General features: G+C 40.9%; 26 protein-coding genes and 2 other annotated features. Of the genes, 22 read left to right on the top strand and 4 right to left on the bottom strand.

Translation table 11 applies throughout. The features are described from left to right. Positions 1-224: 224 nt before the first annotated feature. The 16 genes from mutM to ACIQCO_RS22295 all read left to right on the top strand — a co-directional run bounded on the left by mutM (position 225) and on the right by ACIQCO_RS22295 (position 13,013). Positions 225-1,034 (top strand): DNA-formamidopyrimidine glycosylase, encoded by an 810-nt coding sequence (mutM, locus tag ACIQCO_RS22370; protein WP_400432883.1) that lies wholly within the window; start codon positions 225-227, stop codon positions 1,032-1,034. Positions 1,035-1,131: 97 nt separating this feature from the next. Continuing rightward, the gene (gene ytaF, locus ACIQCO_RS22365; protein WP_400432939.1) at positions 1,132-1,767 is read left to right on the top strand and encodes a sporulation membrane protein YtaF; all 636 of its coding nucleotides are present in this window, start codon (positions 1,132-1,134) and stop codon (positions 1,765-1,767) included. A gap of 21 nt (positions 1,768-1,788) precedes the next feature. Further along, the gene (gene coaE, locus ACIQCO_RS22360; protein WP_400432880.1) at positions 1,789-2,400 is read left to right on the top strand and encodes a dephospho-CoA kinase; all 612 of its coding nucleotides are present in this window, start codon (positions 1,789-1,791) and stop codon (positions 2,398-2,400) included. 158 nt (positions 2,401-2,558) lie between these two features. Further along, a complete protein-coding gene (locus ACIQCO_RS22355; protein WP_400432877.1) occupies positions 2,559-3,590 on the top strand; it encodes a glyceraldehyde-3-phosphate dehydrogenase in 1,032 nt (343 codons plus the stop codon). A gap of 318 nt (positions 3,591-3,908) precedes the next feature. Next, on the top strand, positions 3,909-4,283 hold the full coding sequence (speD, locus tag ACIQCO_RS22350) for an adenosylmethionine decarboxylase (RefSeq protein ID WP_400432869.1): 375 nt from the start codon (positions 3,909-3,911) through the stop codon (positions 4,281-4,283). Positions 4,284-4,395: 112 nt separating this feature from the next. Then, positions 4,396-4,785 carry a hypothetical protein gene (locus ACIQCO_RS22345; protein WP_400432866.1) on the top strand — a complete coding sequence of 130 codons (390 nt, stop codon included), beginning with the start codon at positions 4,396-4,398 and terminating at the stop codon, positions 4,783-4,785. A gap of 91 nt (positions 4,786-4,876) precedes the next feature. Then, positions 4,877-5,338 carry a transcriptional regulator NrdR gene (gene nrdR, locus ACIQCO_RS22340; RefSeq protein ID WP_400432863.1) on the top strand — a complete coding sequence of 154 codons (462 nt, stop codon included), beginning with the start codon at positions 4,877-4,879 and terminating at the stop codon, positions 5,336-5,338. Positions 5,339-5,440: 102 nt separating this feature from the next. After that, positions 5,441-6,826, top strand: a complete 1,386-nt coding sequence (locus ACIQCO_RS22335) for a replication initiation and membrane attachment family protein (protein ID WP_400432861.1) — start codon at positions 5,441-5,443, stop codon at positions 6,824-6,826. Between the two features lie 12 nt (positions 6,827-6,838). After that, the gene (gene dnaI, locus ACIQCO_RS22330) at positions 6,839-7,765 is read left to right on the top strand and encodes a primosomal protein DnaI (RefSeq protein ID WP_400432858.1); all 927 of its coding nucleotides are present in this window, start codon (positions 6,839-6,841) and stop codon (positions 7,763-7,765) included. A 153-nt stretch (positions 7,766-7,918) separates the two neighbouring features. Beyond that, a complete protein-coding gene (gene ytxC, locus ACIQCO_RS22325) occupies positions 7,919-8,800 on the top strand; it encodes a putative sporulation protein YtxC (RefSeq protein ID WP_400432854.1) in 882 nt (293 codons plus the stop codon). Positions 8,801-9,019: 219 nt separating this feature from the next. Beyond that, the gene (locus tag ACIQCO_RS22320; RefSeq protein ID WP_400432851.1) at positions 9,020-9,196 is read left to right on the top strand and encodes a hypothetical protein; all 177 of its coding nucleotides are present in this window, start codon (positions 9,020-9,022) and stop codon (positions 9,194-9,196) included. Positions 9,197-9,208: 12 nt separating this feature from the next. Then, positions 9,209-11,143 (top strand): threonine--tRNA ligase, encoded by a 1,935-nt coding sequence (gene thrS / locus ACIQCO_RS22315; protein WP_400432847.1) that lies wholly within the window; start codon positions 9,209-9,211, stop codon positions 11,141-11,143. 161 nt (positions 11,144-11,304) lie between these two features. Beyond that, positions 11,305-11,436: a sequence feature (ribosomal protein L20 leader region), on the top strand. A 134-nt stretch (positions 11,437-11,570) separates the two neighbouring features. Next, on the top strand, positions 11,571-12,074 hold the full coding sequence (gene infC, locus ACIQCO_RS22310; RefSeq protein ID WP_024028565.1) for a translation initiation factor IF-3: 504 nt from the start codon (positions 11,571-11,573) through the stop codon (positions 12,072-12,074). Positions 12,075-12,091: 17 nt separating this feature from the next. Continuing rightward, the gene (rpmI, locus tag ACIQCO_RS22305; protein WP_024028564.1) at positions 12,092-12,292 is read left to right on the top strand and encodes a 50S ribosomal protein L35; all 201 of its coding nucleotides are present in this window, start codon (positions 12,092-12,094) and stop codon (positions 12,290-12,292) included. Between the two features lie 38 nt (positions 12,293-12,330). Beyond that, positions 12,331-12,690, top strand: a complete 360-nt coding sequence (rplT, locus tag ACIQCO_RS22300) for a 50S ribosomal protein L20 (protein ID WP_024028563.1) — start codon at positions 12,331-12,333, stop codon at positions 12,688-12,690. A gap of 62 nt (positions 12,691-12,752) precedes the next feature. Further along, on the top strand, positions 12,753-13,013 hold the full coding sequence (locus ACIQCO_RS22295; RefSeq protein ID WP_400432842.1) for a DUF1294 domain-containing protein: 261 nt from the start codon (positions 12,753-12,755) through the stop codon (positions 13,011-13,013). 18 nt (positions 13,014-13,031) lie between these two features. Here ACIQCO_RS22295 and ACIQCO_RS22290 read toward each other — a convergent pair whose 3' ends face one another. After that, the gene (locus tag ACIQCO_RS22290; RefSeq protein WP_400432839.1) at positions 13,032-13,409 is read right to left on the bottom strand and encodes a sigma-w pathway protein ysdB; all 378 of its coding nucleotides are present in this window, start codon (positions 13,407-13,409) and stop codon (positions 13,032-13,034) included. Between the two features lie 87 nt (positions 13,410-13,496). On the opposite strand from ACIQCO_RS22290, the gene ACIQCO_RS22285 reads away from it, so the two are divergent. Both ACIQCO_RS22285 and ACIQCO_RS22280 read left to right on the top strand, forming a co-directional pair. Further along, a complete protein-coding gene (locus ACIQCO_RS22285; protein WP_400432836.1) occupies positions 13,497-13,988 on the top strand; it encodes a dUTP diphosphatase in 492 nt (163 codons plus the stop codon). A gap of 75 nt (positions 13,989-14,063) precedes the next feature. Beyond that, positions 14,064-15,149 (top strand): M42 family metallopeptidase, encoded by a 1,086-nt coding sequence (locus tag ACIQCO_RS22280; RefSeq protein ID WP_400432833.1) that lies wholly within the window; start codon positions 14,064-14,066, stop codon positions 15,147-15,149. A 90-nt stretch (positions 15,150-15,239) separates the two neighbouring features. Here ACIQCO_RS22280 and sspI read toward each other — a convergent pair whose 3' ends face one another. Continuing rightward, positions 15,240-15,446 carry a small acid-soluble spore protein SspI gene (gene sspI, locus ACIQCO_RS22275; RefSeq protein ID WP_400432830.1) on the bottom strand — a complete coding sequence of 69 codons (207 nt, stop codon included), beginning with the start codon at positions 15,444-15,446 and terminating at the stop codon, positions 15,240-15,242. A 120-nt stretch (positions 15,447-15,566) separates the two neighbouring features. On the opposite strand from sspI, the gene ACIQCO_RS22270 reads away from it, so the two are divergent. From ACIQCO_RS22270 to ACIQCO_RS22250, 4 genes are all read left to right on the top strand, one after another. Beyond that, positions 15,567-16,316 carry a TrmH family RNA methyltransferase gene (locus ACIQCO_RS22270; RefSeq protein WP_400432827.1) on the top strand — a complete coding sequence of 250 codons (750 nt, stop codon included), beginning with the start codon at positions 15,567-15,569 and terminating at the stop codon, positions 16,314-16,316. Positions 16,317-16,574: 258 nt separating this feature from the next. Then, positions 16,575-16,822, top strand: a binding site (T-box leader). 113 nt (positions 16,823-16,935) lie between these two features. After that, positions 16,936-17,973 (top strand): phenylalanine--tRNA ligase subunit alpha, encoded by a 1,038-nt coding sequence (gene pheS / locus ACIQCO_RS22260; protein WP_400432821.1) that lies wholly within the window; start codon positions 16,936-16,938, stop codon positions 17,971-17,973. A 12-nt stretch (positions 17,974-17,985) separates the two neighbouring features. Then, positions 17,986-20,400, top strand: coding sequence for a phenylalanine--tRNA ligase subunit beta (gene pheT, locus ACIQCO_RS22255; RefSeq protein WP_400432818.1), 2,415 nt, complete (start codon positions 17,986-17,988; stop codon positions 20,398-20,400). Positions 20,401-20,661: 261 nt separating this feature from the next. Further along, complete coding sequence (locus ACIQCO_RS22250; protein WP_400432815.1) at positions 20,662-21,636, top strand: nuclease-related domain-containing protein; 975 nt, start codon at positions 20,662-20,664, stop codon at positions 21,634-21,636. 269 nt (positions 21,637-21,905) lie between these two features. Here ACIQCO_RS22250 and ACIQCO_RS22245 read toward each other — a convergent pair whose 3' ends face one another. After that, the gene (locus ACIQCO_RS22245) at positions 21,906-22,211 is read right to left on the bottom strand and encodes a 4a-hydroxytetrahydrobiopterin dehydratase (protein ID WP_400432812.1); all 306 of its coding nucleotides are present in this window, start codon (positions 22,209-22,211) and stop codon (positions 21,906-21,908) included. A gap of 6 nt (positions 22,212-22,217) precedes the next feature. Continuing rightward, the gene (gene rnhC / locus ACIQCO_RS22240; protein ID WP_400432809.1) at positions 22,218-23,255 is read right to left on the bottom strand and encodes a ribonuclease HIII; all 1,038 of its coding nucleotides are present in this window, start codon (positions 23,253-23,255) and stop codon (positions 22,218-22,220) included. Between the last annotated feature and the right edge of the window lie 51 nt (positions 23,256-23,306).

The raw sequence follows: 23,306 nt of genomic DNA, 5'->3' as shown, positions 1-23,306 counted from the left end.
TCACTACACACTAAGATTTTTCAGAGGTTTATCTAACTTGAATCTGATTTAATTAAGATGAAGAATAAAAAATGTTGGATAAATATATTTAATGAAGAAAAATTATAATTGGTTCGATTTTATCAAAACCATTACACATTTTTATTGTTCACTAGTAGGAAAACATTATCATACCAAGGCTTCAAGGCTAATGAACACATTTTTGGTCGATATAAGGACCAGAGGTGGAAACCGTCCGGAAAACATTAATACAGTTAGTTGCCAATAAGACGATCGATAATATTACCGTCTACTGGCCGAAAATCATCAAAAATCCGTTAGAGGTAGAGCAATTTATTGATGCCTTAAGAGGAGAGACGATTGTCGATGTCGGCCGCAGAGGGAAATTTTTAATTTTTTATACGAATCATTACGCCTTAGTGTCTCACCTGCGAATGGAAGGGAAATACGGACTTTACCCAAAGGACGAGCCATTTGATAAACATACTCACGTCATTTTTCACTTTACTGATGATACGGACTTAAGGTATCGAGACGTTCGGAAATTTGGCACGATGCATTTATATAAAAAAGGCGAAGAATTTCTAAAACCGCCATTGCTTGACCTTGGTCCGGAACCTTTTTCAGAAGAATTTACGGAAAAGTATTTGGCAGGAAGACTAGAAAAAACCAACCGGAAAATAAAACCGGCGCTTTTGGACCAAAAGGTTTTTGTTGGTCTTGGCAACATTTATGTCGATGAAGCGCTTTTCCGGGCGGGAATCCACCCGGAGCGGCTTGCTAGTACATTAAATGAATCGGAAATTGCCACCCTGCACCATGAAATTGTTGCTACCTTAACTGAAGCGGTCAAAAAAGGCGGCAGTACAATCCGCTCGTATGTTAATTCTCAGGGGGAAATCGGCATGTTTCAGCTTGAATTATATGCCTACGGCCGTAAGGGAGAAGAATGTAAACGGTGTGGGACCCTGCTTGAGAAAACGACTGTAGGGGGCAGAGGCACTCATTATTGCCCGGCATGCCAGAAACTTTAACTCAGGTTGAAATGAACGAAGGAATAATTGAATAACAATGGATGGGCTCCTGCCATATACTATCTTAGTGATTGTGGAGGAAGGAGTCCTAAAAGCAATGGTTCAATTGTTCTCACTTCTCATTTTAGCTTTTGCTCTCAGCCTTGACAGCTTTAGCGTTGGGTTTACGTATGGTTTGAGGCAAATGGTAATGCCGTTTAAGTCAGTTCTCATTATAGCAACATGCTCGGCTGTTTCTTTAATGCTTGCCGTGTCAATCGGGCATGGCCTTGAAAAAATTTTGTCAGCGAGCATCACAGCAAGCCTAGGAGGAGTCATCCTAATAGGTCTCGGTGGCTGGGTTTTGTTTCAATATTTCCGGCCAGTGAAAGAAAAAGAAATCTTAAAACAAGAAAAAACCATTGTTAATTTTGAAATACGCTCCTTAGGATTAGCGATTAATATCCTCAAAAAACCGATGTCTGCTGATTTTGATCAATCAGGTACGATTACTGGAATTGAAGCGTTGATGCTTGGTTTTGCTCTATCCCTAGATTCATTTGGCGCAGGAATTGGAGCAGCAATGCTTGGATACTCTCCCATTTATTTAGCGGTTTCTGTTGCGATAATGAGTTCATTATTTGTCCTATTAGGAATTAAAAGCGGAACTTTTTTTCATAAATTTGAATGGATTCAAAAGTTCACGTTTTTACCGGGTATCTTATTAATTATCATAGGAATATGGAAAATATAATTATCCAGAAAGGAATTGAGCATGTCACTAGTCATCGGGTTAACAGGCGGAATTGCCAGTGGTAAAAGTACCGTATCAAAGATGTTCAAAGAAATGGATATTCCAGTAGTCGATGCAGATATTGAAGCGCGCCTGGCGGTGGAAAAAGGAGAACCTGCTTACAATAAAATTATAGCTGAATTTGGCGAAGAGATTTTAATGGAGAATGGGGAAATCGACCGCCCAAAGCTTGGCTCGATTATTTTTCATCAAGCAGAGAAAAGACGTCACTTAAACGAAATCGTCCATCCGGAAGTTCGAAGAAGGATGATGGAACAAATTTCAGCAGCCAAACAGAACGGGGAAAGCGTCATTGTTTTGGATATTCCTTTATTATTTGAAAGCAAATTAACCTATATGGTGGATAAAACCATTCTTGTTTATGTTGAAAGAGAAACACAATTACAACGATTAATTAACAGAAATCAACTGTCCATAGTGGATGCTGAGGCGAGGATTCGCTCGCAAATGCCTCTGGCTGATAAAGTAAAGCTAGCAGATAAGGTCATTGACAATAATGGAACAGTAGAGGAAACCAAAAAACAGCTCCTCGATATATTACATCGCTGGGGATTGAATCAGAAAAAACCGTGAGAAGGAGAGCAGCCTTCTCTTTTTTTGTTGTTTATTATCAGAATTGTTAAACATTTAAAAAATCCGCCTTTTATTCATCACAATTAAACCTAATTATGTTATACTAATACCAACAAAACAAGTTATAAGTATAACACTAATGCGGAAGGGGCCGTCAAATGAAGGCGAGAATTGCAATTAATGGTTTCGGGAGAATTGGAAGGATGGTTTTTAGAAAAGCAATCCTGGAAAAAAAGCTGGAGGTTGTGGCCATAAATGCGAGCTACCCGGCAGAAACATTAGCTCATTTACTTAAATATGATACAAACCATGGACCTTTTCAGGGAGATGTGATCCCTTTAGATAATGAGTTAATCGTGAATGGAAAAAGAATCAAGCTATTAAGTAATCGCAATCCCGAAGAGCTTCCATGGAGAACGCTTGGGGTTGATATCGTGATTGAGGCTACTGGAAAGTTTAATGCTAGAGAAATGGCCGCTCTTCACTTAGAAGCAGGAGCTAAAAAAGTAATTTTGACAGCTCCGGGGAAAAATGAGGATGTTACGATTGTGATGGGTGTTAATGATGAAATGCTTGATATTTCAGAGCATGATATTATTTCAAATGCCTCCTGCACCACAAACTGCCTAGCGCCGGTAGCAAAGGTATTAGACGAAAGATTTGGAATTGAGAGCGGTTTAATGACCACCATTCATGCCTATACAAATGATCAAAAGAATATCGATAACCCGCATAAAGATTTGCGGCGCGCACGTGCATGTGGACAATCGATTATTCCAACGACAACAGGGGCTGCCAAAGCATTGTCACTTGTTTTACCGCAGCTGAAGGGGAAATTACACGGGATGTCACTCCGTGTTCCGACACCAAACGTTTCGCTGGTGGACTTAGTAGTAGACTTAAATCAAGATGTGACCGTTGATGATATCAATAGGGCTTTCATTGAAGCAGCTAACGGTCCATTGAAAGGAATCTTAGACTTCACAATGGAACCATTAGTATCCGTAGATTTTAATACCAACGAACATTCAGCAATCATTGACGGACTTTCGACAATGGTGATGGGAACAAGGAAGGTCAAGGTATTAGCTTGGTATGACAACGAGTGGGGTTATTCCTCCCGTGTGGTGGATCTAACCCTCTATGTAGCAAAAAAATTGGCAAAATCCACGCAAGTAAAGGTCGGATAGTTCAATTAGGAAAAAAATAAAAAAATGCTGTCGATAGACGGCATTTTTTTGTTCCCTTTAGGACAATTATGCATAAAATAGCTTTGAAATTACTGTTTTTTTATTGATACGCTTTTCGTGTATTAAATTTTTTTTGATAGGTTGCAAAATAAATATAAACAAAGTATACTAGTCATCGTGAACTTCTTGAAATTAGGTGCCGATTAGCTGCTTAAAGGGTTAGGACCTCTTTGGACTAACTTTCCCCCGTGGCCGCTCAAAGATACCGTCAATAACGGATTTCAAGATGGATCTCAAAAAGGTTAGGGGGAATTAAATATGGAAACAATGGGACGTCACGTCATCGCTGAACTTTGGGGATGCGACTTTGAAAAATTGAATGATATTGATTTTATTGAAAGAACTTTTGTCGATGCAGCTCTTAAATCAGGTGCGGAAATTCGTGAGGTAGCATTTCATAAATTTGCTCCGCAGGGTGTAAGCGGAGTGGTTATTATTTCTGAATCACACCTGACAATTCACAGCTTTCCGGAACATGGATATGCAAGCATTGATGTTTACACATGTGGCGATTTAAATCCGAATGTAGCAGCTGATTATATTGCTGAAGCTTTAAATGCGGAAACACGTGAAAATATCGAAATTCCACGCGGCATGGGTCCTGTAAATGTAAAACAGGCAAAGGCTCTGTAATTCTAATAAAAAATTAAAGCTAAGAGGTGTATGTAAAAGTACACCTCTTTTTATATTTAGTGGAAATGTTGTAAACTAGGAGATAAGAAATGATTAATGGAGGGCTTGTTGGATGGCAAATTTATTTACTCGATATAAGAAGCAAATCGAAACTTCTGATCGGCAGACCGACGATTCTTTGAAAACTCATTATTATAAGGCAACGTTCAATCAGCTGTTTGCATCAGTTGAAAAGTTATTTCATGAGGATGCCGATTGCCGGGTGACGACCGTATCGAAAGAGCATGGCGAAATTGCAGTCGAAGTCAGTAAACCGTTTTCCTGCTTCTTGATTGTGACAATTGTTAATGTAAAACCGCTGGAAACTGCAGTTGATTTTAATATATCATCTGAAAAATTTTCACTTCTCGGTGCTTATCCCGATTTAAAAAAGCGGATTACCTCCTATTACGAGCGGATTAATCAAATACATACCTTTGTAAGAACAGGAAAAAACGGATAACACTTTTACTTGTATAAGAATCCTCTTTTTCATAAAATAAAGGTAAGGATTTTGTTCGGGTTTGATTGTGAAGATTTGGAGCTGATTATAAATGAAATGCCCCTCGTGTCAAAATTATGGTACACGCGTGCTTGATTCCCGGCCTGTTGACGAAGGACGGGCAACAAGGAGAAGGCGAGAATGCGAAGAGTGCGGATATCGCTTTACTACCTTTGAAAAAATTGAAGAGATTCCTTTAATCGTCGTAAAAAAGGAAGGTACAAGAGAAGAATTCAGCCGTGATAAAATTCTGAGGGGGTTAATTAAGGCCTGTGAGAAACGGCCTGTTGCCCTCAAGGAGTTAGAGGATATCACCCATGGTGTCGAAAAGGAGCTTCGAAGTCAGGGGATTTCCGAAATTAAAAGTGAAGCAGTTGGCGAAATGGTGATGGACAGGCTGGCACATGTAGACGAAGTCGCCTACGTAAGATTTGCCTCAGTCTACCGTCAATTTAAAGATATTAATGTGTTTATTGATGAATTAAAAGAATTAATAAAAAGAGAAAAATCCTGAGGAGCTAAAGTGGTCTTTGGCTCTTTATTATTTGGAAAGCGGAAGCGCCTTGGTGCTGGAGCTTGACTGTTATTAAATTAATTAGGGAAAGGTTGGGAGGATATGGCGCAGCATTGGCAGGAAATTCTTCCTATTGACCGTTATCATGTAGCGGCAAATGGGCTTTTGCATGAGTATGACCGAAAAGTGCTGACGTTTTTATATCAGCCTTTGATTGGTTCAACTTGCTTTAGTTTGTATATGACTCTCTGGGCGGAGCTTGAGGAAAACCGGCTTTGGTCAGATTCCTCCACACACCATCTTTTGATGAATCTGATAGGAATGAATTTAAAGGAAATTTACGAAGCAAGACTCAAGCTTGAAGGTATTGGGTTAATAAAAACTTTTGTTAAAACAGATGGAGATGGACGGTCGTTTATTTACAAGCTATACCCTCCATTGAACCCAGAGCAATTCTTCTTGGATGGGATGCTAAATATATATCTTTATCGAAAGATAGGTAAAAATCATTTTGCTCGGTTAAAGCGATTCTTTACCGACCAGCTCAGACATGAGGAAGAAGAGTATCAGGATGTGACGAAAGCCTTTCAGGATGTGTTTGAATCGGCCAAACCGGCTAGTCTTCAATATCTCCAGGATATTTCAGAAGATATTGAAGCAGGGGGAAATATGCAGTTTATCGGGAGAAACGAAACAACTCCGATTCAAATTGATCAAAGCACGTTCGATTTTGCATTATTAGAAGCAGGTCTAAATGAATCGCTTGTCCCTAAAAAAGCACTAACCCCTAAGGTCAAGACTGTGATTAGCAATCTTGCGTTTCTTTATAATATTAATCCGATTGAAATGAAGAATTTCATCCTGGGCGCAATTGGTCCAAATGATGAAATTGATATTGACGACTTGAGAAAAGGCGCCCGTGATTGGTATCAATTTGTCAACTATGACCAGCTGCCAAGTCTGATTAACCGTACTCAGCCTGTTGCCTATCAAGTGCAGCTAACTGAGCCGAAGACACAGGAAGAACAGTTAATTCGTTCTTATGAAACGCTATCACCTCTAACTATTTTTAAAGAAATTTCGGGTGGTGTTGAACCGACTGATGCTAATTTGGAACTTTTGGAAGAAGTAATGATTAAATATAAACTTCCACCAGGTGTTGTAAATGTGTTAATCGATATTGTCATGAAAAAGACGAAGATGCAATTTCCAAAGAAATATGTTAATTCGGTTGCCAGCCAGTGGGCGCGGCTACAGGTAAAAACGGTGAAAGATGCAATGGAACTCGCCAAGAATCATGAAATTGTTGTGAATGAAAGCAAAAAAGCGGGAAAAAGTACGAACAAAAAGCCGATTCGAAAAGAGTTAATACCTGAGTGGTTTGATGAAAGCTCTGAAGCAGCAAAAGATGCTTCACAAGCAAATAAAACAGAAGATGAAGCGAAAAAGCGTGCCATAGAGGAAAAATTAAAGGCCTTCAGGAAGTAGAGGTGACAGATTGTGGAGAAAATTAACAAAACATTACAGCGGCTGGCCTCGAATGAAAATTTTCAAAAACGTTATCAGCAGCAGCGTCAACAAGTCCTTCAACATCCGGATATTAAAGCATTTTTAGCTGCTCATCAAGACGGGATTACGCAAGAGATGATTGAAAAAAGCATGAGCAAACTATTTGAGTACACAAACCAGAGCAAGGAATGCAACCGCTGCGAGAGTCTTGATAAATGTATTAACTTTATGAAGGGATATCACCCTGAATTGGTGTTTACCCGAAATTCCATCGATGTTGTTTATAAACGGTGCCCAAGAAAAGTCATGGCTGATGAAAAGAAGAAAAATGAAAAGCTGATTAAAAGTCTTTATGTACCTAGAGATATTTTGGAAGCTACCTTTGAGGACTTTGAAGGGGATTCAGGAAGGCTCGATGCTGGCGATAAGGCCGCAACCTTCTTAATGAATTATGAAGCCGGTAAAAAAGCTAAAGGACTATATCTTTACGGAAAATTCGGTGTGGGAAAATCCTATTTGCTAGGGGCAATTGCCAATGAACTGGCGAAAAAACAAATATCCTCGATGATTGTTTATGTACCGGAACTACTTCGAGAAATGAAGAGTTCCATTGCGGATTCCACCTTAAACGAAAAAATCGAAGCACTGAAAAAGGAATCAATTCTCATGTTAGATGATATTGGTGCTGAAGCTATGTCAAGCTGGACAAGGGATGAGGTACTGGGTCCAATTCTCCAGTTCCGGATGCTTGAAAGCCTGCCGACATTTTTCACCTCTAACTTTGATTTTGCGGGGCTGGAGCATCATCTGACCTACAGCCAGCGGGGAGAAGAGGAGAAAATGAAAGCAAGGCGGATTATGGAGCGAATTCGAACCTTGAGCGAGCCGGTGCAGGTAGACGGTCCGAATCGCAGATAACGATGTGAAATAGAAAGTGATACAAGGATTGCCGATAAAAGCCGGCAGTCTTTTTTTAATTTAAATGCAAAAAGCCTGTGTCAGCTAACTTCTATTTTGGCCAAGTCCCCCATATATATTAAAACAGAGATTGGCTGAAAAGGGGGGATTTGGTTGGCAGAAATCATCTTCCGAAGCAAGCTGGAGGCACAAAGATTCTATAACCACTTGCTGAAGTATTTACCATTAAATCCGGATAATCACAATATTCTTCTTTTAGAAGATCGACATATAGTAAAAATTTTAGATGGCGGCTTACCCATTGATATTTTTGATTGGATTAAAACTGCATTTTATGATTTTATTACAAATATCAAGCGCGATGACTGGTTTAGAGAGATAATGAAAGAAAAATTTTATTATGAGGATGTGGAAGAGCAGCAGCAAATAATTGAGATTATTTACTCTGTACTGGATGGACAAAGAAAGGACCTAGCTGTGTTCATCAAGGAAACAAGTATGGAGCCGGATCATATTAGGGAAGCAATCGATCATATTTTTCAGGACAATATCTCTTTTTCGTTTGATTCTTTCCTAAAATTCCGCTTGCGCCCCTATCTCCAGAGTTTAGAAAGCTTTGTGGAGATTGCGATTGATGAATATAAAATGGAACAGGAATATCAAATGTTTGTACAAATGCTTCGGGAGTTTTTGGCGAATCGGGAGCCGAAAATGGATATTCTTCATTTATTATTTGATGAGGAAATTACTTTTTATAATGAACTTTTTGTCGAGATAAAAAGAGGGGAATTAACGAGAATGATTGATCGGAAGCTGCTAGTTAATCATCCTGTTTATGTTGATTCTGCATCGATTGCACCGCTGTTATCGCTGGCGCCGACAACTATTTTTATTTATACGAAGGATCCTGACGAACCGCTGGTTAGAACAATCAAAAATATCTTTGAAGAAAGAGTGACCATAAAAACGTTTGCGGCCCTCCGTGAGCAGAAAAAATGGGCCTCTGAAAAAAATTCTTTAGACAATCAGGGATAAAAAATAAAATTATGGCAATATTTAGTTTTGTGTACCTTGCTTTTTAAATTCGAAGTCATTATAATAACATACATAATAAAAAATTACAGCAACAGTTATGATAAGGATAACAGTATTTTTTTACGGTTCACTAGAGAGGGAGGCCGCGGCTGAAAGTCTCCTAACACGAAAAACATACTTACCACCTTTAAACTTCAGCAGTGAACACCTCAGCTTTTTATGGGGTTAGTAATTGTTGACGGCTACAGCCGTTACCTGACCAAAGTCATTTTCTATGAAGTTGTTGAAAGTGAAAAATTGGGTGGAACCACGTGTTTATTAAAACTCGTCCCTATTCCAGGGACGGGTTTTTTTATTTTTATTAGAAAAGCGACCTTAAATGGCGCTCAAATTTAAGGAGGAGTTGTTATGTCAGACGTTGTTAAGTTTTCGTTTCCTGATGGGGCAGTAAAGGAGTTCCCGCGTGGAACCACAACAGAAGATATCGCCGCTTCCATTAGCCCAGGCCTGAAGAAAAAGGCCATTGCCGGCAAATGGAACGGTCAATTGGTCGACCTTCGCCGTCCAATCTTTGAGGATGGTTCCATAGAAATCGTTGTTCCTGATTCCAGTGATGCTTTAGAGGTATTGCGTCACAGCTCGGCACATTTAATGGCCCAGGCTGTTAATAGGCTTTATCCTAACGTCAATTTTGGCGTCGGGCCGGTCATTGAGGGCGGCTTCTATTATGACATGGATCTTGAGGATTCATTAACACCTGAAGATCTTCCGAAAATCGAAAAAGAAATGGCGAAAATCGTCAACGAAAACCTTGAAATTATTCGCAAAGAAGTAAGCAGGGATGAGGCTGTTCAGCTTTTTAAAGAAATGGATGATCCTTATAAGCTTGAACTCATTGAAGCGATACCCGATGGGGAAACAGTGACACTTTATCAACAAGGTGAATTTGTGGACCTTTGCCGAGGTGTACATGTCCCGTCAACTGGAAAAATCAAAGAATTTAAATTATTGAGCATTGCTGGTGCCTACTGGCGCGGAGACAGCGATAATAAAATGCTGCAGCGCGTATACGGTACAGCCTTTTTCAAAAAAGAGGATTTAGCAGAACACCTTCGCCTGCTTGAAGAGGCGAAAGAGCGTGATCACCGTAAAATTGGCAAAGAATTAAGCCTTTTTACAAATTCTCAATTAGTTGGTCAAGGATTACCGTTATGGCTTCCTAAAGGGGCAACAATCCGCCGCATCGTCGAGCGCTATATTGTTGATAAAGAAGTCCGACTAGGGTATGACCATGTTTATACTCCTGTGATGGGCAGTGTGGATCTTTATAAAACTTCAGGTCACTGGGCCCATTATCAAGAAGATATGTTCCCGGTTATGGACATGGATAACGAGCAATTAGTCCTTCGTCCAATGAACTGTCCGCACCATATGATGGTCTACAAAAATGCAATTCATAGCTACCGTGAACTGCCGATTCGAATCGCTGAACTTGGAACCATGCATCGCTATGAAATGTCCGGCGCCTTATCAGGACTGCAGCGTGTACGAGGAATGACGTTAAACGATGCCCATATCTTCGTCCGGCCTGACCAAATTAAAGATGAATTCAAGCGGGTAGTTAACCTTGTTTTAGCTGTTTATAAAGACTTTAATTTAAATGATTATTCCTTCCGTCTTTCCTACCGTGATCCGAAAGACACTGAAAAGTATTTTGATGATGATGCAATGTGGGAAAAAGCGCAGGGGATGCTTAAGGAAGCAATGGATGATTTGGGTCTTGACTATTTTGAAGCGGAAGGCGAAGCGGCCTTCTATGGTCCTAAACTAGATGTTCAAGTAAAGACTGCCTTAGGTAAAGAGGAAACACTTTCCACTGTTCAATTAGACTTCTTGCTGCCTGAGCGTTTTGACTTAACCTATGTCGGAGAAGATGGCAAACAGCATCGTCCTGTTGTTATCCACCGCGGTGTCGTATCAACAATGGAACGATTTGTAGCCTTCTTAATCGAAGAATACAAGGGAGCATTCCCAACATGGCTCGCTCCTGTACAGGTTCAAGTCATTCCAGTATCGCCGGGTGCACATTATGATTATGCGAAACAAGTTCAAGAACAACTGCAAAACGAAGGCTTCCGTGTTGAGCTGGATGGCCGTGATGAAAAAGTAGGCTATAAAATCCGTGAAGCACAAATGCAAAAAATACCATATATGCTTGTCGTCGGCGACAAAGAAGTCGAAGACCAGGCCGTAAACATCCGCAAATATGGCGAGCAAAACTCTGAGACAAAGCCATTTGCTGAGTTTCTTGCTTCGATAATGGCTGAAGTGAAAAAGGGATAGGATGACAAAAAAGAGGGCACACCTCTTTTTTGTTTTAAAAAAACTGTTGAATAATTTTTTGTTTCTTGGTAAGATAAATCTCGTTGTCATATGTTAGAGTCCATTTGACATTACATCTTTGCTTATGTTATAGTTACTAAGATGAAAATTGAATACTGATTTAGGAAAAGAAGAAGCACCCGCTTCTCACCTGATTGACGCATTTGAGCAGTTGGCAGGTTTTACGTGAACTTTTTGTTTCTTACTTATGTTCTGTAAAGTGTGGGTGTATTCACCCGCACTTTTTTATTTGTGTACTTAAGCAAAAACGCTGATAAAAAGTTTTTCATACCTGTCGATTCGGTCATGATGTTAACTCAGATGGTTCTTGACCTAGACGAAAGTATTCGTGATAAAACCTTGGAGGTGGCTAATTATTAGCAAAGACATGTTGTTAAATGAGGGTATTCGCGCTCGTGAAGTTCGTCTAATTGATCAAAACGGCGAACAATTGGGGATTAAAACCAAATTTGAAGCGTTGGAGATAGCCGGACGAGTGAATCTTGATTTGGTACTTGTAGCGCCAAATGCAAAGCCTCCGGTAGCCCGGATTATGGACTATGGCAAATTTAAATTCGAGCAGCAAAAGAAAGAAAAAGAAGCTCGTAAGAATCAAAAGATCATCACTACAAAAGAAGTTCGTCTGAGTCCGACAATTGATGAGCATGACTTTAATACAAAGCTTCGCAATGCAATTAAGTTCTTGGAAAAAGGCGACAAGGTAAAAGCTTCAATCCGTTTCAAAGGCCGGGCGATTACCCATAAAGAAATTGGTCAACGTGTGTTAGACCGTTTTTCAGCAGCGTGCAAGGAAGTTGCGACCATCGAGTCACATCCGAAAATGGATGGACGTAGCATGTTCCTAGTCCTAGCACCTAAAATCGAAAAGTAATAAGGAGGATATCCCAAATGCCAAAAATGAAAACTCACCGCGGCGCTGCAAAGCGTGTTAAGAGAACTGGTTCTGGTCAGTTAAAACGTGACCATGCTTATACAAGCCACTTATTCGCAAACAAATCTACAAAAGCAAAACGTAAACTTCGTAAAGCATCTCTTATTTCTAAAGGAGATTTCAAACGCGTTCGTCAAATGTTAACTTACGTTAAATAATCAAGAAGTGATCGATTTCGATATTGGAGGGAAATTACATGCCACGTGTAAAAGGCGGTACAGTTACGCGCAAGCGTCGTAAAAAAGTTTTAAAATTAGCAAAAGGTTATTTCGGTTCAAAACATACATTATATAAAGTTGCTAACCAACAGGTTATGAAATCATTAATGTATGCTTTCCGCGACCGTCGCCAGAAAAAACGCGACTTCCGCAAACTTTGGATTACTCGTATCAATGCAGCAGCACGTATGAACGGTCTTTCTTACAGCCGTTTAATGCACGGCTTAAAGCTTGCTGGTATCGAAGTAAACCGCAAGATGCTTGCTGAATTAGCAGTAAGCGATGCAAACGCATTTGCTGAATTAGCGAATGTAGCAAAGCAACAAAACAACAAGTAATTTTATAAAAAGCCATTCTCTTATGACGAGAATGGCTTTTTCTATAAGGAGGAATTCTAGGTATGATTATAGTAGTGGCTGCCTTTCTGGTTATGAATATAGTAGGGCTTTTCATAATGGGAGAGGATAAAAAGCGGGCGAAAAAGCACGAGTACAGAATCAGCGAGCAGACCTTGTGGCTTGTGGCGCTATTTGGAGGAGCTGTTGGAGCAACGGCAGGAATGCAGCTTTATCGTCATAAAACAAAGCATTTATCGTTTAAAATTGGCTTCCCCTTCCTTGCAGGTATTGAACTTGTTCTTTTCTTTACATGGGTAATATAAAAAGCCGCGACGTTGCGGCTATTGGTGTAAAAATTCTTTCACAGGGCTTTTCCAATTGATTTCGGCATTTGGATAGTTCTCAAGTATTTTTTTATCAATATAAAAAAAGTCATCCCTTACTAGCCCTTTAAGAGAAAGTGTACTCTCAGGCCAAATCGAGATGGAGATAACATCAAAGGTGTTACCTAAGGGTCCCATGTATTTTTCACCGGCAAACACCGCACCTTTATAGGTGAGCATAAAGTTTTTTCTAACATCTTCGTTATCGATTAATAAAAATCGGTTATGTTTACGGGCAGATTCAAGTTTTCTGCTCGATGTAAAAAGAATTTTTACCACAGCAAAAAATAAGAAAAAAATGAAAAACAACAAAACGAAGCGCAGTAACCAAATCATGGCCAAGCCTCCTACACCTATTTTTTTTTAATACGAACCATGATGAAAAAAGTTTCAATAATTTTTCTAAAAGGAGTAATGATTGTTATGCAACTTGAAAAACTGTTCGAAATGCAAAAGGCATTGGATCGCCATATTGAAGAAAAGCATGGGCTGCTGAAAGAAGATTTATTTAACAGAAAGGTGCTTGCCTTGCTTGTAGAAATAGGTGAATTAGCTAATGAAACCCGCTGTTTTAAATTTTGGAGTGTGAAGCCATCTTCTGCAAAAGAAGTGATTCTCGAAGAGTTTGTCGATGGGGTACATTTTATTTTGTCGCTGGGAATTGAATGCGGCTTTGATGCGGAACAGATGGAATTGAAAATCCCGGCATCGACTTTGAATGTTACTGATCAGTTCCTTCATGTTTATGAATTTGTAAATATTTTTAAGAAGGCGAAAGATTTAACGAGTTACATAGAATTGTTTGCCGCTTATTTAAAGTTAGCGGAACAGTTGGGATTAACGCAGGGGGAAATTGAGCAGGCATATTTCCGGAAGAATGAAGTAAATTATCAAAGACAGCAGAATAACTATTAGCAGAAAATTTGTAACTTTGCAGTTTTTTTCTGTATAATGGATGACGTACAAATACATAAATCAGGGGGCTAATAGATGGCAAATTTAGATGAAACATTGACAATGTTAAAAGATTTAACCGATGCCAAAGGAATTCCCGGCAATGAGCGTGAAGTGCGCGAAGTAATGAAAAAATACATAGAACCATATGCTGACGAATTGACAACTGATGGACTTGGCAGTTTAATTGCCAAAAAGGTAGGAAAAGAAGGCGGCCCGAAAATTATGGTAGCCGGTCACTTAGATGAAGTTGGCTTCATGATCACTCAAATTGATGATAAAGGTTTCCTTCGTTTTCAACCAGTTGGCGGCTGGTGGGGACAGGTTATGCTCGCACAGCGCGTGACGATTGTGACGAAAAAGGGCGATGTAACCGGTATTATTGGTTCTAAGCCTCCGCATATTTTATCAGCGGAAGCCCGCAAGAAGCCAGTCGAAATTAAAGATATGTTCATCGATATCGGTGCATCAAGTCGTGAAGAAGCTGCGGAGTGGGGCGTCCGTCCTGGAGATATGGTCGTTCCGTATTTCGAGTTTACCGTGATGAACAATGAGAAAATGCTGTTAGCAAAAGCCTGGGATAACCGGATTGGCTGTGCAATCGCGATTGATGTTTTGAAACAATTAAAGGGTGTTGACCATCCTAACGTTGTTTATGGTGTTGGCGCGGTTCAAGAAGAGGTTGGCTTGCGCGGTGCTAAAACGGCAACTTACAAAATCCAGCCGGATATCGGCTTTGCTGTTGATGTTGGTATCGCCGGCGATACTCCGGGGATTTCTGAAAAAGAAGCAATGAGCAAAATGGGCAAAGGACCGCAAGTAGTTGTCTATGATGCGTCTATGGTAGCCCATAAAGGCTTGCGCGATTTAGTTACCGATACAGCTGATGAATTGAACATTCCATATCAATTCGAGTCCATTCCCGGCGGCGGTACGGATGCTGGTTCGATCCATTTGACCCATAATGGTGTTCCAGCGCTTGCGATTACAATTGCGACCCGCTATATCCATTCGCATGCTGCTATGCTTCATCGCGACGATTTCGAAAATGCTGTTAAGCTAATTGTCGAAGTCATTAAGCGCCTAGACCGTGAGACGGTTGATAAGATTACATTTGAATAATCGTTTTGGATCCCTGGCTTTAGTTTCTGGCTGGGGATTTTTTAATATAAAAAAAGCTGCCGTTTGATGTATGGCAGCTTCGGGGAGGTTTTACTTTAACCCGTTTTCAAGGGTTGAAAGCATCTCCTTTTTCTCTTCTTCAGATGAATTTTTCCAAATGACTTCAAATAAAACACCGAGGCCTGGGAGCATTTTTTCTTCGCCATTTTGAATCGCATCAACGATTGTATCCTGTAATTCTTCTTGAGAATTACCTGTAACATTGTGAATAATCGCATTTCGTAAATTTAAGTTCATAACCCCACACTCCTTTTTATCCTGTCTTTCTTTTATATGTTTTCTAATTTTGGTTTTATTATGTATTTTATTTAGGCTATAATGAGAAAATCATATGCAATTATTAAAGGAGAACCAGTTTTGAAATATATTGAATCGATCAATAATCCTAAGGTAAAACAATGGAAAAAGCTTTTAACGAAAAAGGAGCGGGATAAGTCGGGAACGTTTTTAGTTGAAGGTTTTCATTTAGTTGAAGAGGCGATCAAACAAGGGGAGCAAATTTCGGAAATTATCGTTTCTGAAAAAGTCGGCCTTCCGCCGCGCTGGGACTTAGGTTCCACGCCAGTCACAACAATCACGGCAGAGATTTCCGATTCATTATCTGACACCGAAGCCCCGCAAGGAATTTATGCGGTTTGCCGCCAAGCTAATCCGGAGGCGGGTAATGCAAAATCTTTTCTGCTGATCGATGCCGTCCAGGATCCAGGTAATCTTGGGACAATGATTCGCACTGCAGATGCAGCCGGGATTGACGCCGTGATTGTCGGCCGCGGGAGCGTAGATATTTATAACTCAAAGGTGCTAAGGTCAGCTCAGGGAAGCCATTTTCACCTCCCAATTATCAGAGGCGACCTCCATGAGTGGATGGACAAACTTGAAGAAAAAAATATTCCTGTTTACGGGACAGCACTTGAAGGGGCATCCGCTTATACTGATATTTCCGGCGGTGATTCTTTTGCATTGATGGTTGGAAATGAAGGGAACGGTGTCGGCAAAGATTTCCTTGCCAACACAACTGCCAATCTGTATATTCCAATTTACGGCAAGAGTGAGTCGCTAAATGTAGCTGTTGCAACCGGAATTCTTCTCTATTATTTAAAAAAATAGCTGTGTTAAAGCACATTGTTGATTTTGAACACTATGTTGATTGGAGTGGAAGGCGCGAGACTCCTGCGGGAGCAGCGGGACAGGTGAGACCCCGCAGGCGCTATAGCGCCGAGGAGGCTCACCGCCCGCCCCGCGGAAAGCGAAGCGCCTGGAACGGAAATCAACATTCACATTTAACAGCGCCATTTAAAAAAATAGGCGCAAACACGTTTGACCTTTTACTGAAAATTATTATATAATAATGAACAATTGATTATTATAAAAACGATGACGGAGAAAAGTATCCTGCCTAAGGACCATTTAGGGAGAAAGTGCCGCGACTGGAAGCACTTTTATGGTTCAGGACATGAGAAGTTCACCTCCTGAGTTGGCATCGGGACCATTTTTCTATGAAGAATGTAAAGATGCACCGGCATATGCCGTTATCCGAATGAAGCGAACACTTGTGTTTTATACATATCGTGTTTACAAGGGTGGTACCGCGAAACTTTAACCTCGTCCCTTTCCAGGGATGGGGTTTTTTTGTTTTCTTCGGTGCCTGACACCCTTTCTACTGCCTTTGTATTATTGAAGGTGCCTGACACCCATCTACTCGATCAAAAAATAAGGAGGAATAGACATGCAAGAACGTTTGAAGGAATTGCAGGAAGAGGCTATTCAAAAGATTGAACAGTCTGCAAGCTTAAAAGAATTGAATGACATTCGCGTTGCCTACCTAGGAAAAAAGGGCCCAATCACCGAAGTACTGCGCGGAATGGGCAAGCTTTCCGCTGAAGAGCGTCCAGTCATGGGGGCACTTGCCAACGAAGTCCGCGAAGCGATTGCTGTGAAAATCGAAGCCAAACAAAAAGGGCTAGAAGAGGCTGCTGTCCTCGAAAAACTTGCTTCTGAAGGTATTGATGTTACGCTTCCAGGACGCCCTGTGAATGCAGGAAACCACCACCCGCTTACAAGAATCATTGAAGAAATTGAAGACTTATTTATTGGAATGGGTTACCAGGTAGCTGAAGGTCCAGAGGTTGAGCAGGATTATTACAACTTCGAAGCACTTAATTTACCGAAAGGGCACCCGGCCCGCGATATGCAGGACTCCTTCTATATCACGGAGGAAATCCTTCTTCGTACTCACACATCGCCTGTCCAAGCACGGACGATGGAGAAGCATCAAGGTAAGGGGCCAATTAAAATTATTTGCCCGGGTAAAGTGTACCGCCGCGATAATGACGATGCGACACACTCTCATCAGTTCATGCAAATCGAGGGCCTTGTCGTTGGCGAGAATATTCGCATGAGCGACCTTAAAGGCACATTAGAGGTTTTTGCGAAAAAGATGTTCGGTGATGATCGTGAAATCCGTTTAAGACCAAGCTTCTTCCCGTTCACAGAGCCGTCGGTTGAAATGGATATTTCTTGTAAAATTTGCGGCGGCAAGGGCTGCAGTGTTTGTAAGCAAACAGGCTGGATTGAAATTCTTGGAGCCGGCATGGTTCATCCAAACGTCCTTGAAATGGCTGGATATGATTCGAAAAAATACACGGGCTTCGCATTTGGAATGGGACCAGAGCGGATTGCGATGTTGAAATACGGTGTCGATGATATCCGTCATTTCTACACAAATGACGTGCGATTCTTAAAACAGTTTTCGGTAGAAGAATAGGAGGGAATCAAAATGTTTGTTTCATATAAATGGCTCCAGGATTATATCGATTTAACCGGAGTAACGGCAGATGAATTAGCTGAAAAAATTACAAAAAGCGGGATTGAAGTTGAGGGAGTAGAAATCCTTAACGAAGGCATTAAGGGCGTTGTTGTCGGTCACGTATTAGAACGGGAGCAGCACCCTAATGCTGACAAATTAAGTAAATGTCTTGTCGATGTTGGCGAAGAGCAGCCAGTGCAAATTATTTGCGGTGCGCCGAATGTGGCGCAAGGACAAAAAGTTGCTGTTGCCAAAACAGGTGCCGTTTTACCGGGTAATTTTAAAATTAAACGGGCGAAGCTTCGCGGTGAGGAATCGAACGGGATGATTTGTTCCCTTACTGAGCTTGGGATGGAAGGCAAGGTTGTTCCGAAAGAATATTCCGAGGGCATTTTTGTTTTTCCAGCGGATGCAGAGGTGGGCGTTGATGCTCTTGGCTTGTTAAATAGGAATGATGAGGTCCTTGAGCTTAGTTTGACGCCTAACCGCGCAGATTGCTTAAGCATGCTGGGTGTTGCTTATGAAGTGGCAGCAATTCTAGGCAGAGAGGTAAAACTTCCGGAAACCAGTTTGGAGCCAGTTGCTGAAAAAGCTTCTGATTACGTAAAAATTACTGTAGAAGCAAAAGAGGATAACCCATTATACGTGGCAAAAATGATCAAAAATGTAAAAATCGGCCCCGCGCCGCTGTGGATGCAGACACGATTAATGTCAGCAGGTATCCGCCCGCATAATAATGTCGTTGATATTACGAATTATATTTTATTAGAATACGGCCAGCCGCTTCATGCGTTTGATTATGACCGGTTAGGATCAAAAGAGATTCTTGTCCGCCGTGCTGTTGATGGCGAAAAATTTGTAACACTTGATGATGTAGAACGGACATTAACCTCTGAACATCTTGTAATTACAAATGGAACAGAGCCAGTTGCCCTTGCCGGTGTGATGGGCGGAGCGAATTCAGAGGTAACTTCCGATACGACGACCGTTTTATTGGAATCAGCTTATTTTAACGGGGCTGCCGTTAGAAAAGCATCGAAAGACCACGGTTTAAGAAGTGAAGCAAGCGCCCGGTTTGAAAAAGGTGTTGATCCAAACCGCGTTCGTGCAGCTGGCGAACGTGCGGCATATTTAATGGCGAAGTATGCCGGCGGTGAAGTTTTAGAAGGAGCTGCTGAGGCCGATACACTTACAGTTGAACCAGCAGTAGTTTCCATCACGCTTGAAAAAATCAACCGTGTCCTTGGAACAGAGTTAGTGATGGAGGATGTTAAAGAAATCTTTGACCGCCTGCAATTCGAAGTTTCTATCGAGGAAGATACGATTACAGTTACGGCACCAACACGCCGCGGCGATATTAAAATTGAAGAAGATTTACTTGAAGAGGTTGCGCGCCTGTATGGGTATGATAATATTCCAAAGACATTGCCGATTGGTTCTTCAACTCCAGGCAGATTGTCGGACTACCAGAAGAAGCGCCGTGAAGTCCGTCAATATCTTGAGGGAGCTGGTCTGTACCAGGCAGTAACGTATTCGTTAACCAGTGAGGAAAAGGCAACGCAATTTGCGCTTGAAAAAAGTGATACGATTCGTTTAGCAATGCCGATGAGTGAGGAGCGGAGTATCCTTCGTTTAAGCATTATGCCGCAGCTATTAGAAGTCCTTAAATACAATAGTGCCCGTCAAAACGATAGCTTAGCCGTGTATGAAACAGGTGCGGTATTCTTATCAAATGGGGATGATGCGCTTCCTGTTGAGAAAGAGCATTTAGCGGCAGCAGTAACTGGTTTGTGGCACAGCCATTCATGGCAAGGTGAGAAGAAGGCGGTTGACTTCTTCGTTGTTAAAGGAATTTTAGAAGGAATGTTTGCTAAGCTTGGCTTGACCGATCGCGTTGATTACGTCCAGACGCAGCTAGATGGCATGCATCCAGGGCGTACAGCAGAAATACGCTTGAATGGTGAAAAAATCGGCTTCGTCGGTCAAGTACACCCAATCGTCCAAAAAGAGCTTGATTTAAAAGACACCTACGTATTCGAACTATCTTTAAAAGCGGTCCTTGAAGCAGATGCGCCAGTCTTACAATACGAAGCCATCCCACGTTTCCCATCCATCACAAGAGACATTGCCCTTGTGGTAAACAGTGAAACGGTGTCAGGCACCTTATGGGAAATTATAGTAAATTCAGGAGCGCCGCTTCTGAAGGAAGCTGAAGTGTTTGATTTATATGAGGGCGACAAGATGGAAGCAGGCAAGAAATCGATTGCTTTTTCATTAAAATATGCTGATCCTGTGCGTACTTTGACGGATGAAGAGGTAACGAAGGTTCATGAACGTGTACTAAGCGCTTTGCAAGAAAAGGCAGGCGCAGTTTTAAGAGGTTAATTTTATTTGGCTGGCTCGAATTTTTCGAGCTGGCTTTTTCTTTTTTTAGCAGGGAGGGAATTTCGGATTCGCTGATAAAATGTAAAAATTCGCTGATATATGTTCCGAATTCGCCGATATATTTCTAGATTCGCCGATAAATCACTCAAAAGCGCTGATAAATAAAACGGACGAATATTTGTAACATATTTCGCTAAAATTCGGCAGGGATTTCATTCTTCTTTTTAGAAACTACTTATTAATATGAAAGGAGTGAACGTATTGGTTATAAAAGAAAGGACAATTCCATTAGTAATTCTGATTTTGCAGGCATTATGCCGACGGCTGCCACTGAACTACCCCAAATATCAGCAAATTTTGGAGGAACTCGGAAGGAGGCAAGCGGGTTACCAAGGGGAAGTAGCTCTAGATTATTATTTACGTCTCCTTCCGATAGATAAATACTTAATACTCCACGATTTGAATCTTCCCGACGGTGACTACAACTGCCAAATTGATACCCTTCTGCTGACACCAGAATTCGCACTAATAATTGAAGTGAAAAATATGGCCGGTAAATTGTTTTTTGATACCGAAAATGAACAATTTATACAAATAAACAATGAAAAAGAAAAAGGTTATTCTTATCCAATTGCCCAGGCAGAAAGGCATCAAGAGTATTTAAAGAAACTGATGGCTGAACATAAATTTCCCCAGGTCCCAATTGATCATGTAGTAGTCATCAGCAATAACTATTCCTCATATGTTATTACTGGAAAAAATTCTCATAAAGTCCGTCCACGGATATGTAAGGCAGATGTCTTCAACAACAAAATTAAGTATTTTGAAAATCTATATTCCAATCCAATCCTTACCTCGAAGGAACTTCGAAAGCTAAGCCGAATGCTGGTAAAAATGAATACGGTTCCGACAAATTATATTTTAAATAAATATGAAATTAACAAGACGGACTTAGTAACCGGTGTTTTTGGCACGGCTTGCAAACATGGTCCCCTCATTCGAAAGAAACAGAAATGGTACTGCACAAAGTGTGATGAATATTCAAACGATGCACATCTACAAGCACTGATGGATTACTTTTTACTTATAGATACGAAAATAACAAATCAGCAGTTTCGGGAGTTTGCTCATTTAAATTCACCTTATATAGCAAAAAGAATATTACAGTCTGTAAATCTTAATTTTTCGGGAACAAATAAGGTACGCACATACTATCCGAAGACTATTCCCTGGTAAATTTTCAATACGCCGATAAATATTAATTTTCGCCGATAAACCTTAACAATTCGCCGATAAACCTGTAAGATTCGCCGATAAACCTCTAAAATTCGCCGATAAAATTATTTAACAGCCAATGAGTCGTTTTTTTTGTGTTAAGAATGCCTCTAGAAAGAGCCACAATCTTATTTTTGATGATCTTTTTACGAAAAATTCTCTAAAATCCACAAAAAAAGGCTGCCCCACCGACCAAGCCGCGGGGCAACCTCTTTTAAATGCACCTAAAGTTACATTTTTTCATAAATTGCATCATAGTTCTTCGCTAAGGCAACATCTAAATCAGTTAATCCACCTGCATTCCAGGATGTCAGCCGGAGTGTCACCATTTTATAGTCAATTGCAATAAACGGGTGATGATTCTTTTCTGCGGAAAGCGCAGCAATTTCATTCACGAACGCTACACCCTTTAAGAATTCCCGAAAACGATATTTTTTCACAATAAATTTACCGTCTAATTTCCAACCGGTTAATTCAGCAACAGCTGTCGTGATTTCTTCATCATTAAGTCGATTCGCCACTAAAAACCCCTCCATACTACGCTATTTACGTTTTTTATTTACAAGCGCCAACGCCTTCCCGGTATTGGCGAAGTGAAGCTTCACAAACGAAGGCAGAATGTCACGCCCTTTATTCACAATCAACTTAGCAGCCGCGACATCAACCTGTGCCCCAGCGCCTTTTGGAATCTTAAAACCAGCGGCCTCGCCAAGCTTATCGATATATTGAATAAAAGCATAGCGGGCAAGAATACTTGCAGCGGCAACTGCAAGATGGATCCCCTCCGCTTTCGTGCTAAAATAAACATTTTCTTTTGCAATCGCTTTTTGCCCTTTTAAATGCTGATAATAAGTGCTCGGCTGGACAAATTGATCAATAAGGATTGCTTCCGGCTTCTCTGGTGAAATTTTTCCTAACACATTTAGAATTGCCTGGTTATGAAGGACAGCCTTCATTTTTCCTTGGGTCCAGCCTGATTGCTGCACCTGATTATATTTTTCATTTCTCAGTGTCATCAGGCTGAAGGGAACGACATCTTTGATAACCTTGGCAATCGCCATGATTTTTTCATCGCCCAAATCCTTCGAATCTCGGACGCCTAATTCTTTTAATAATGGAATGTGTTCCTTTTTTACATAAGCAGCCACGACGGTAATTGGACCAAAAAAGTCCCCCGTGCCGACCTCATCTGATCCGATGGCAGACATCGCTCCGATACCTGCAGGCAGGTCTCCCTTCGCCGCAGATTTTACTTTGGCAGCAGCTGGCTTTTTAGCAGACCCACCGGCACCGGAACCGGCACTACCAGTACTTGTAGCACCAGCACCGCCAGCTTCGTTTCCACCAGAGCCAACCGAAGCTCCCCGACCGCCAGCACCGTCACCCCATTTCCCCGCCTCATTTTCACAATCATTCCCTTGAAATAGAACTTTCCCTGATTTATAAGCTGTGACCATACAGGCTGGAGTTTTTGCAGCAAACACACTTCCTGGTGGATTTTTAACGACTAACTGTTTACTGTAATAATCCTGCATTTTCATGATTTCAGTCATTCCCAGATTAATTACCACATTTCCCACTATAAAAACACCACATTTCTACTAAATATATCCGACTCTCTTAAATAGGTT

This window comes from Neobacillus sp. NPDC093127 (assembly GCF_044754175.1).
In the GTDB taxonomy this organism is placed as follows: domain Bacteria; phylum Bacillota; class Bacilli; order Bacillales; family Cytobacillaceae; genus Neobacillus.
Note: the sequence above shows the minus strand (reverse complement) of the source record. Positions and strands in the feature narration are given on the sequence as shown.

What these genes read in the sequence shown, in the direction of transcription:
- ytaF (WP_400432939.1), top strand. Translation starts at nt 1,132, where the DNA reads ATGGTTCAATTGTTCTCACTTCTCATTTTAGCTTTTGCTCTCAGCCTT.
- coaE (WP_400432880.1), top strand. Translation starts at nt 1,789, where the DNA reads ATGTCACTAGTCATCGGGTTAACAGGCGGAATTGCCAGTGGTAAAAGT.
- ACIQCO_RS22355 (WP_400432877.1), top strand. Translation starts at nt 2,559, where the DNA reads ATGAAGGCGAGAATTGCAATTAATGGTTTCGGGAGAATTGGAAGGATG.
- speD (WP_400432869.1), top strand. Translation starts at nt 3,909, where the DNA reads ATGGAAACAATGGGACGTCACGTCATCGCTGAACTTTGGGGATGCGAC.
- ACIQCO_RS22345 (WP_400432866.1), top strand. Translation starts at nt 4,396, where the DNA reads ATGGCAAATTTATTTACTCGATATAAGAAGCAAATCGAAACTTCTGAT.
- nrdR (WP_400432863.1), top strand. Translation starts at nt 4,877, where the DNA reads ATGAAATGCCCCTCGTGTCAAAATTATGGTACACGCGTGCTTGATTCC.
- ACIQCO_RS22335 (WP_400432861.1), top strand. Translation starts at nt 5,441, where the DNA reads ATGGCGCAGCATTGGCAGGAAATTCTTCCTATTGACCGTTATCATGTA.
- ACIQCO_RS22320 (WP_400432851.1), top strand. Translation starts at nt 9,020, where the DNA reads ATGGGGTTAGTAATTGTTGACGGCTACAGCCGTTACCTGACCAAAGTC.
- thrS (WP_400432847.1), top strand. Translation starts at nt 9,209, where the DNA reads ATGTCAGACGTTGTTAAGTTTTCGTTTCCTGATGGGGCAGTAAAGGAG.
- infC (WP_024028565.1), top strand. Translation starts at nt 11,571, where the DNA reads ATGTTGTTAAATGAGGGTATTCGCGCTCGTGAAGTTCGTCTAATTGAT.
- rpmI (WP_024028564.1), top strand. Translation starts at nt 12,092, where the DNA reads ATGCCAAAAATGAAAACTCACCGCGGCGCTGCAAAGCGTGTTAAGAGA.
- rplT (WP_024028563.1), top strand. Translation starts at nt 12,331, where the DNA reads ATGCCACGTGTAAAAGGCGGTACAGTTACGCGCAAGCGTCGTAAAAAA.
- ACIQCO_RS22295 (WP_400432842.1), top strand. Translation starts at nt 12,753, where the DNA reads ATGATTATAGTAGTGGCTGCCTTTCTGGTTATGAATATAGTAGGGCTT.
- ACIQCO_RS22290 (WP_400432839.1), bottom strand. Translation starts at nt 13,409, where the DNA reads ATGATTTGGTTACTGCGCTTCGTTTTGTTGTTTTTCATTTTTTTCTTA.
- ACIQCO_RS22285 (WP_400432836.1), top strand. Translation starts at nt 13,497, where the DNA reads ATGCAACTTGAAAAACTGTTCGAAATGCAAAAGGCATTGGATCGCCAT.
- ACIQCO_RS22280 (WP_400432833.1), top strand. Translation starts at nt 14,064, where the DNA reads ATGGCAAATTTAGATGAAACATTGACAATGTTAAAAGATTTAACCGAT.
- sspI (WP_400432830.1), bottom strand. Translation starts at nt 15,446, where the DNA reads ATGAACTTAAATTTACGAAATGCGATTATTCACAATGTTACAGGTAAT.
- pheS (WP_400432821.1), top strand. Translation starts at nt 16,936, where the DNA reads ATGCAAGAACGTTTGAAGGAATTGCAGGAAGAGGCTATTCAAAAGATT.
- pheT (WP_400432818.1), top strand. Translation starts at nt 17,986, where the DNA reads ATGTTTGTTTCATATAAATGGCTCCAGGATTATATCGATTTAACCGGA.
- ACIQCO_RS22245 (WP_400432812.1), bottom strand. Translation starts at nt 22,211, where the DNA reads ATGGAGGGGTTTTTAGTGGCGAATCGACTTAATGATGAAGAAATCACG.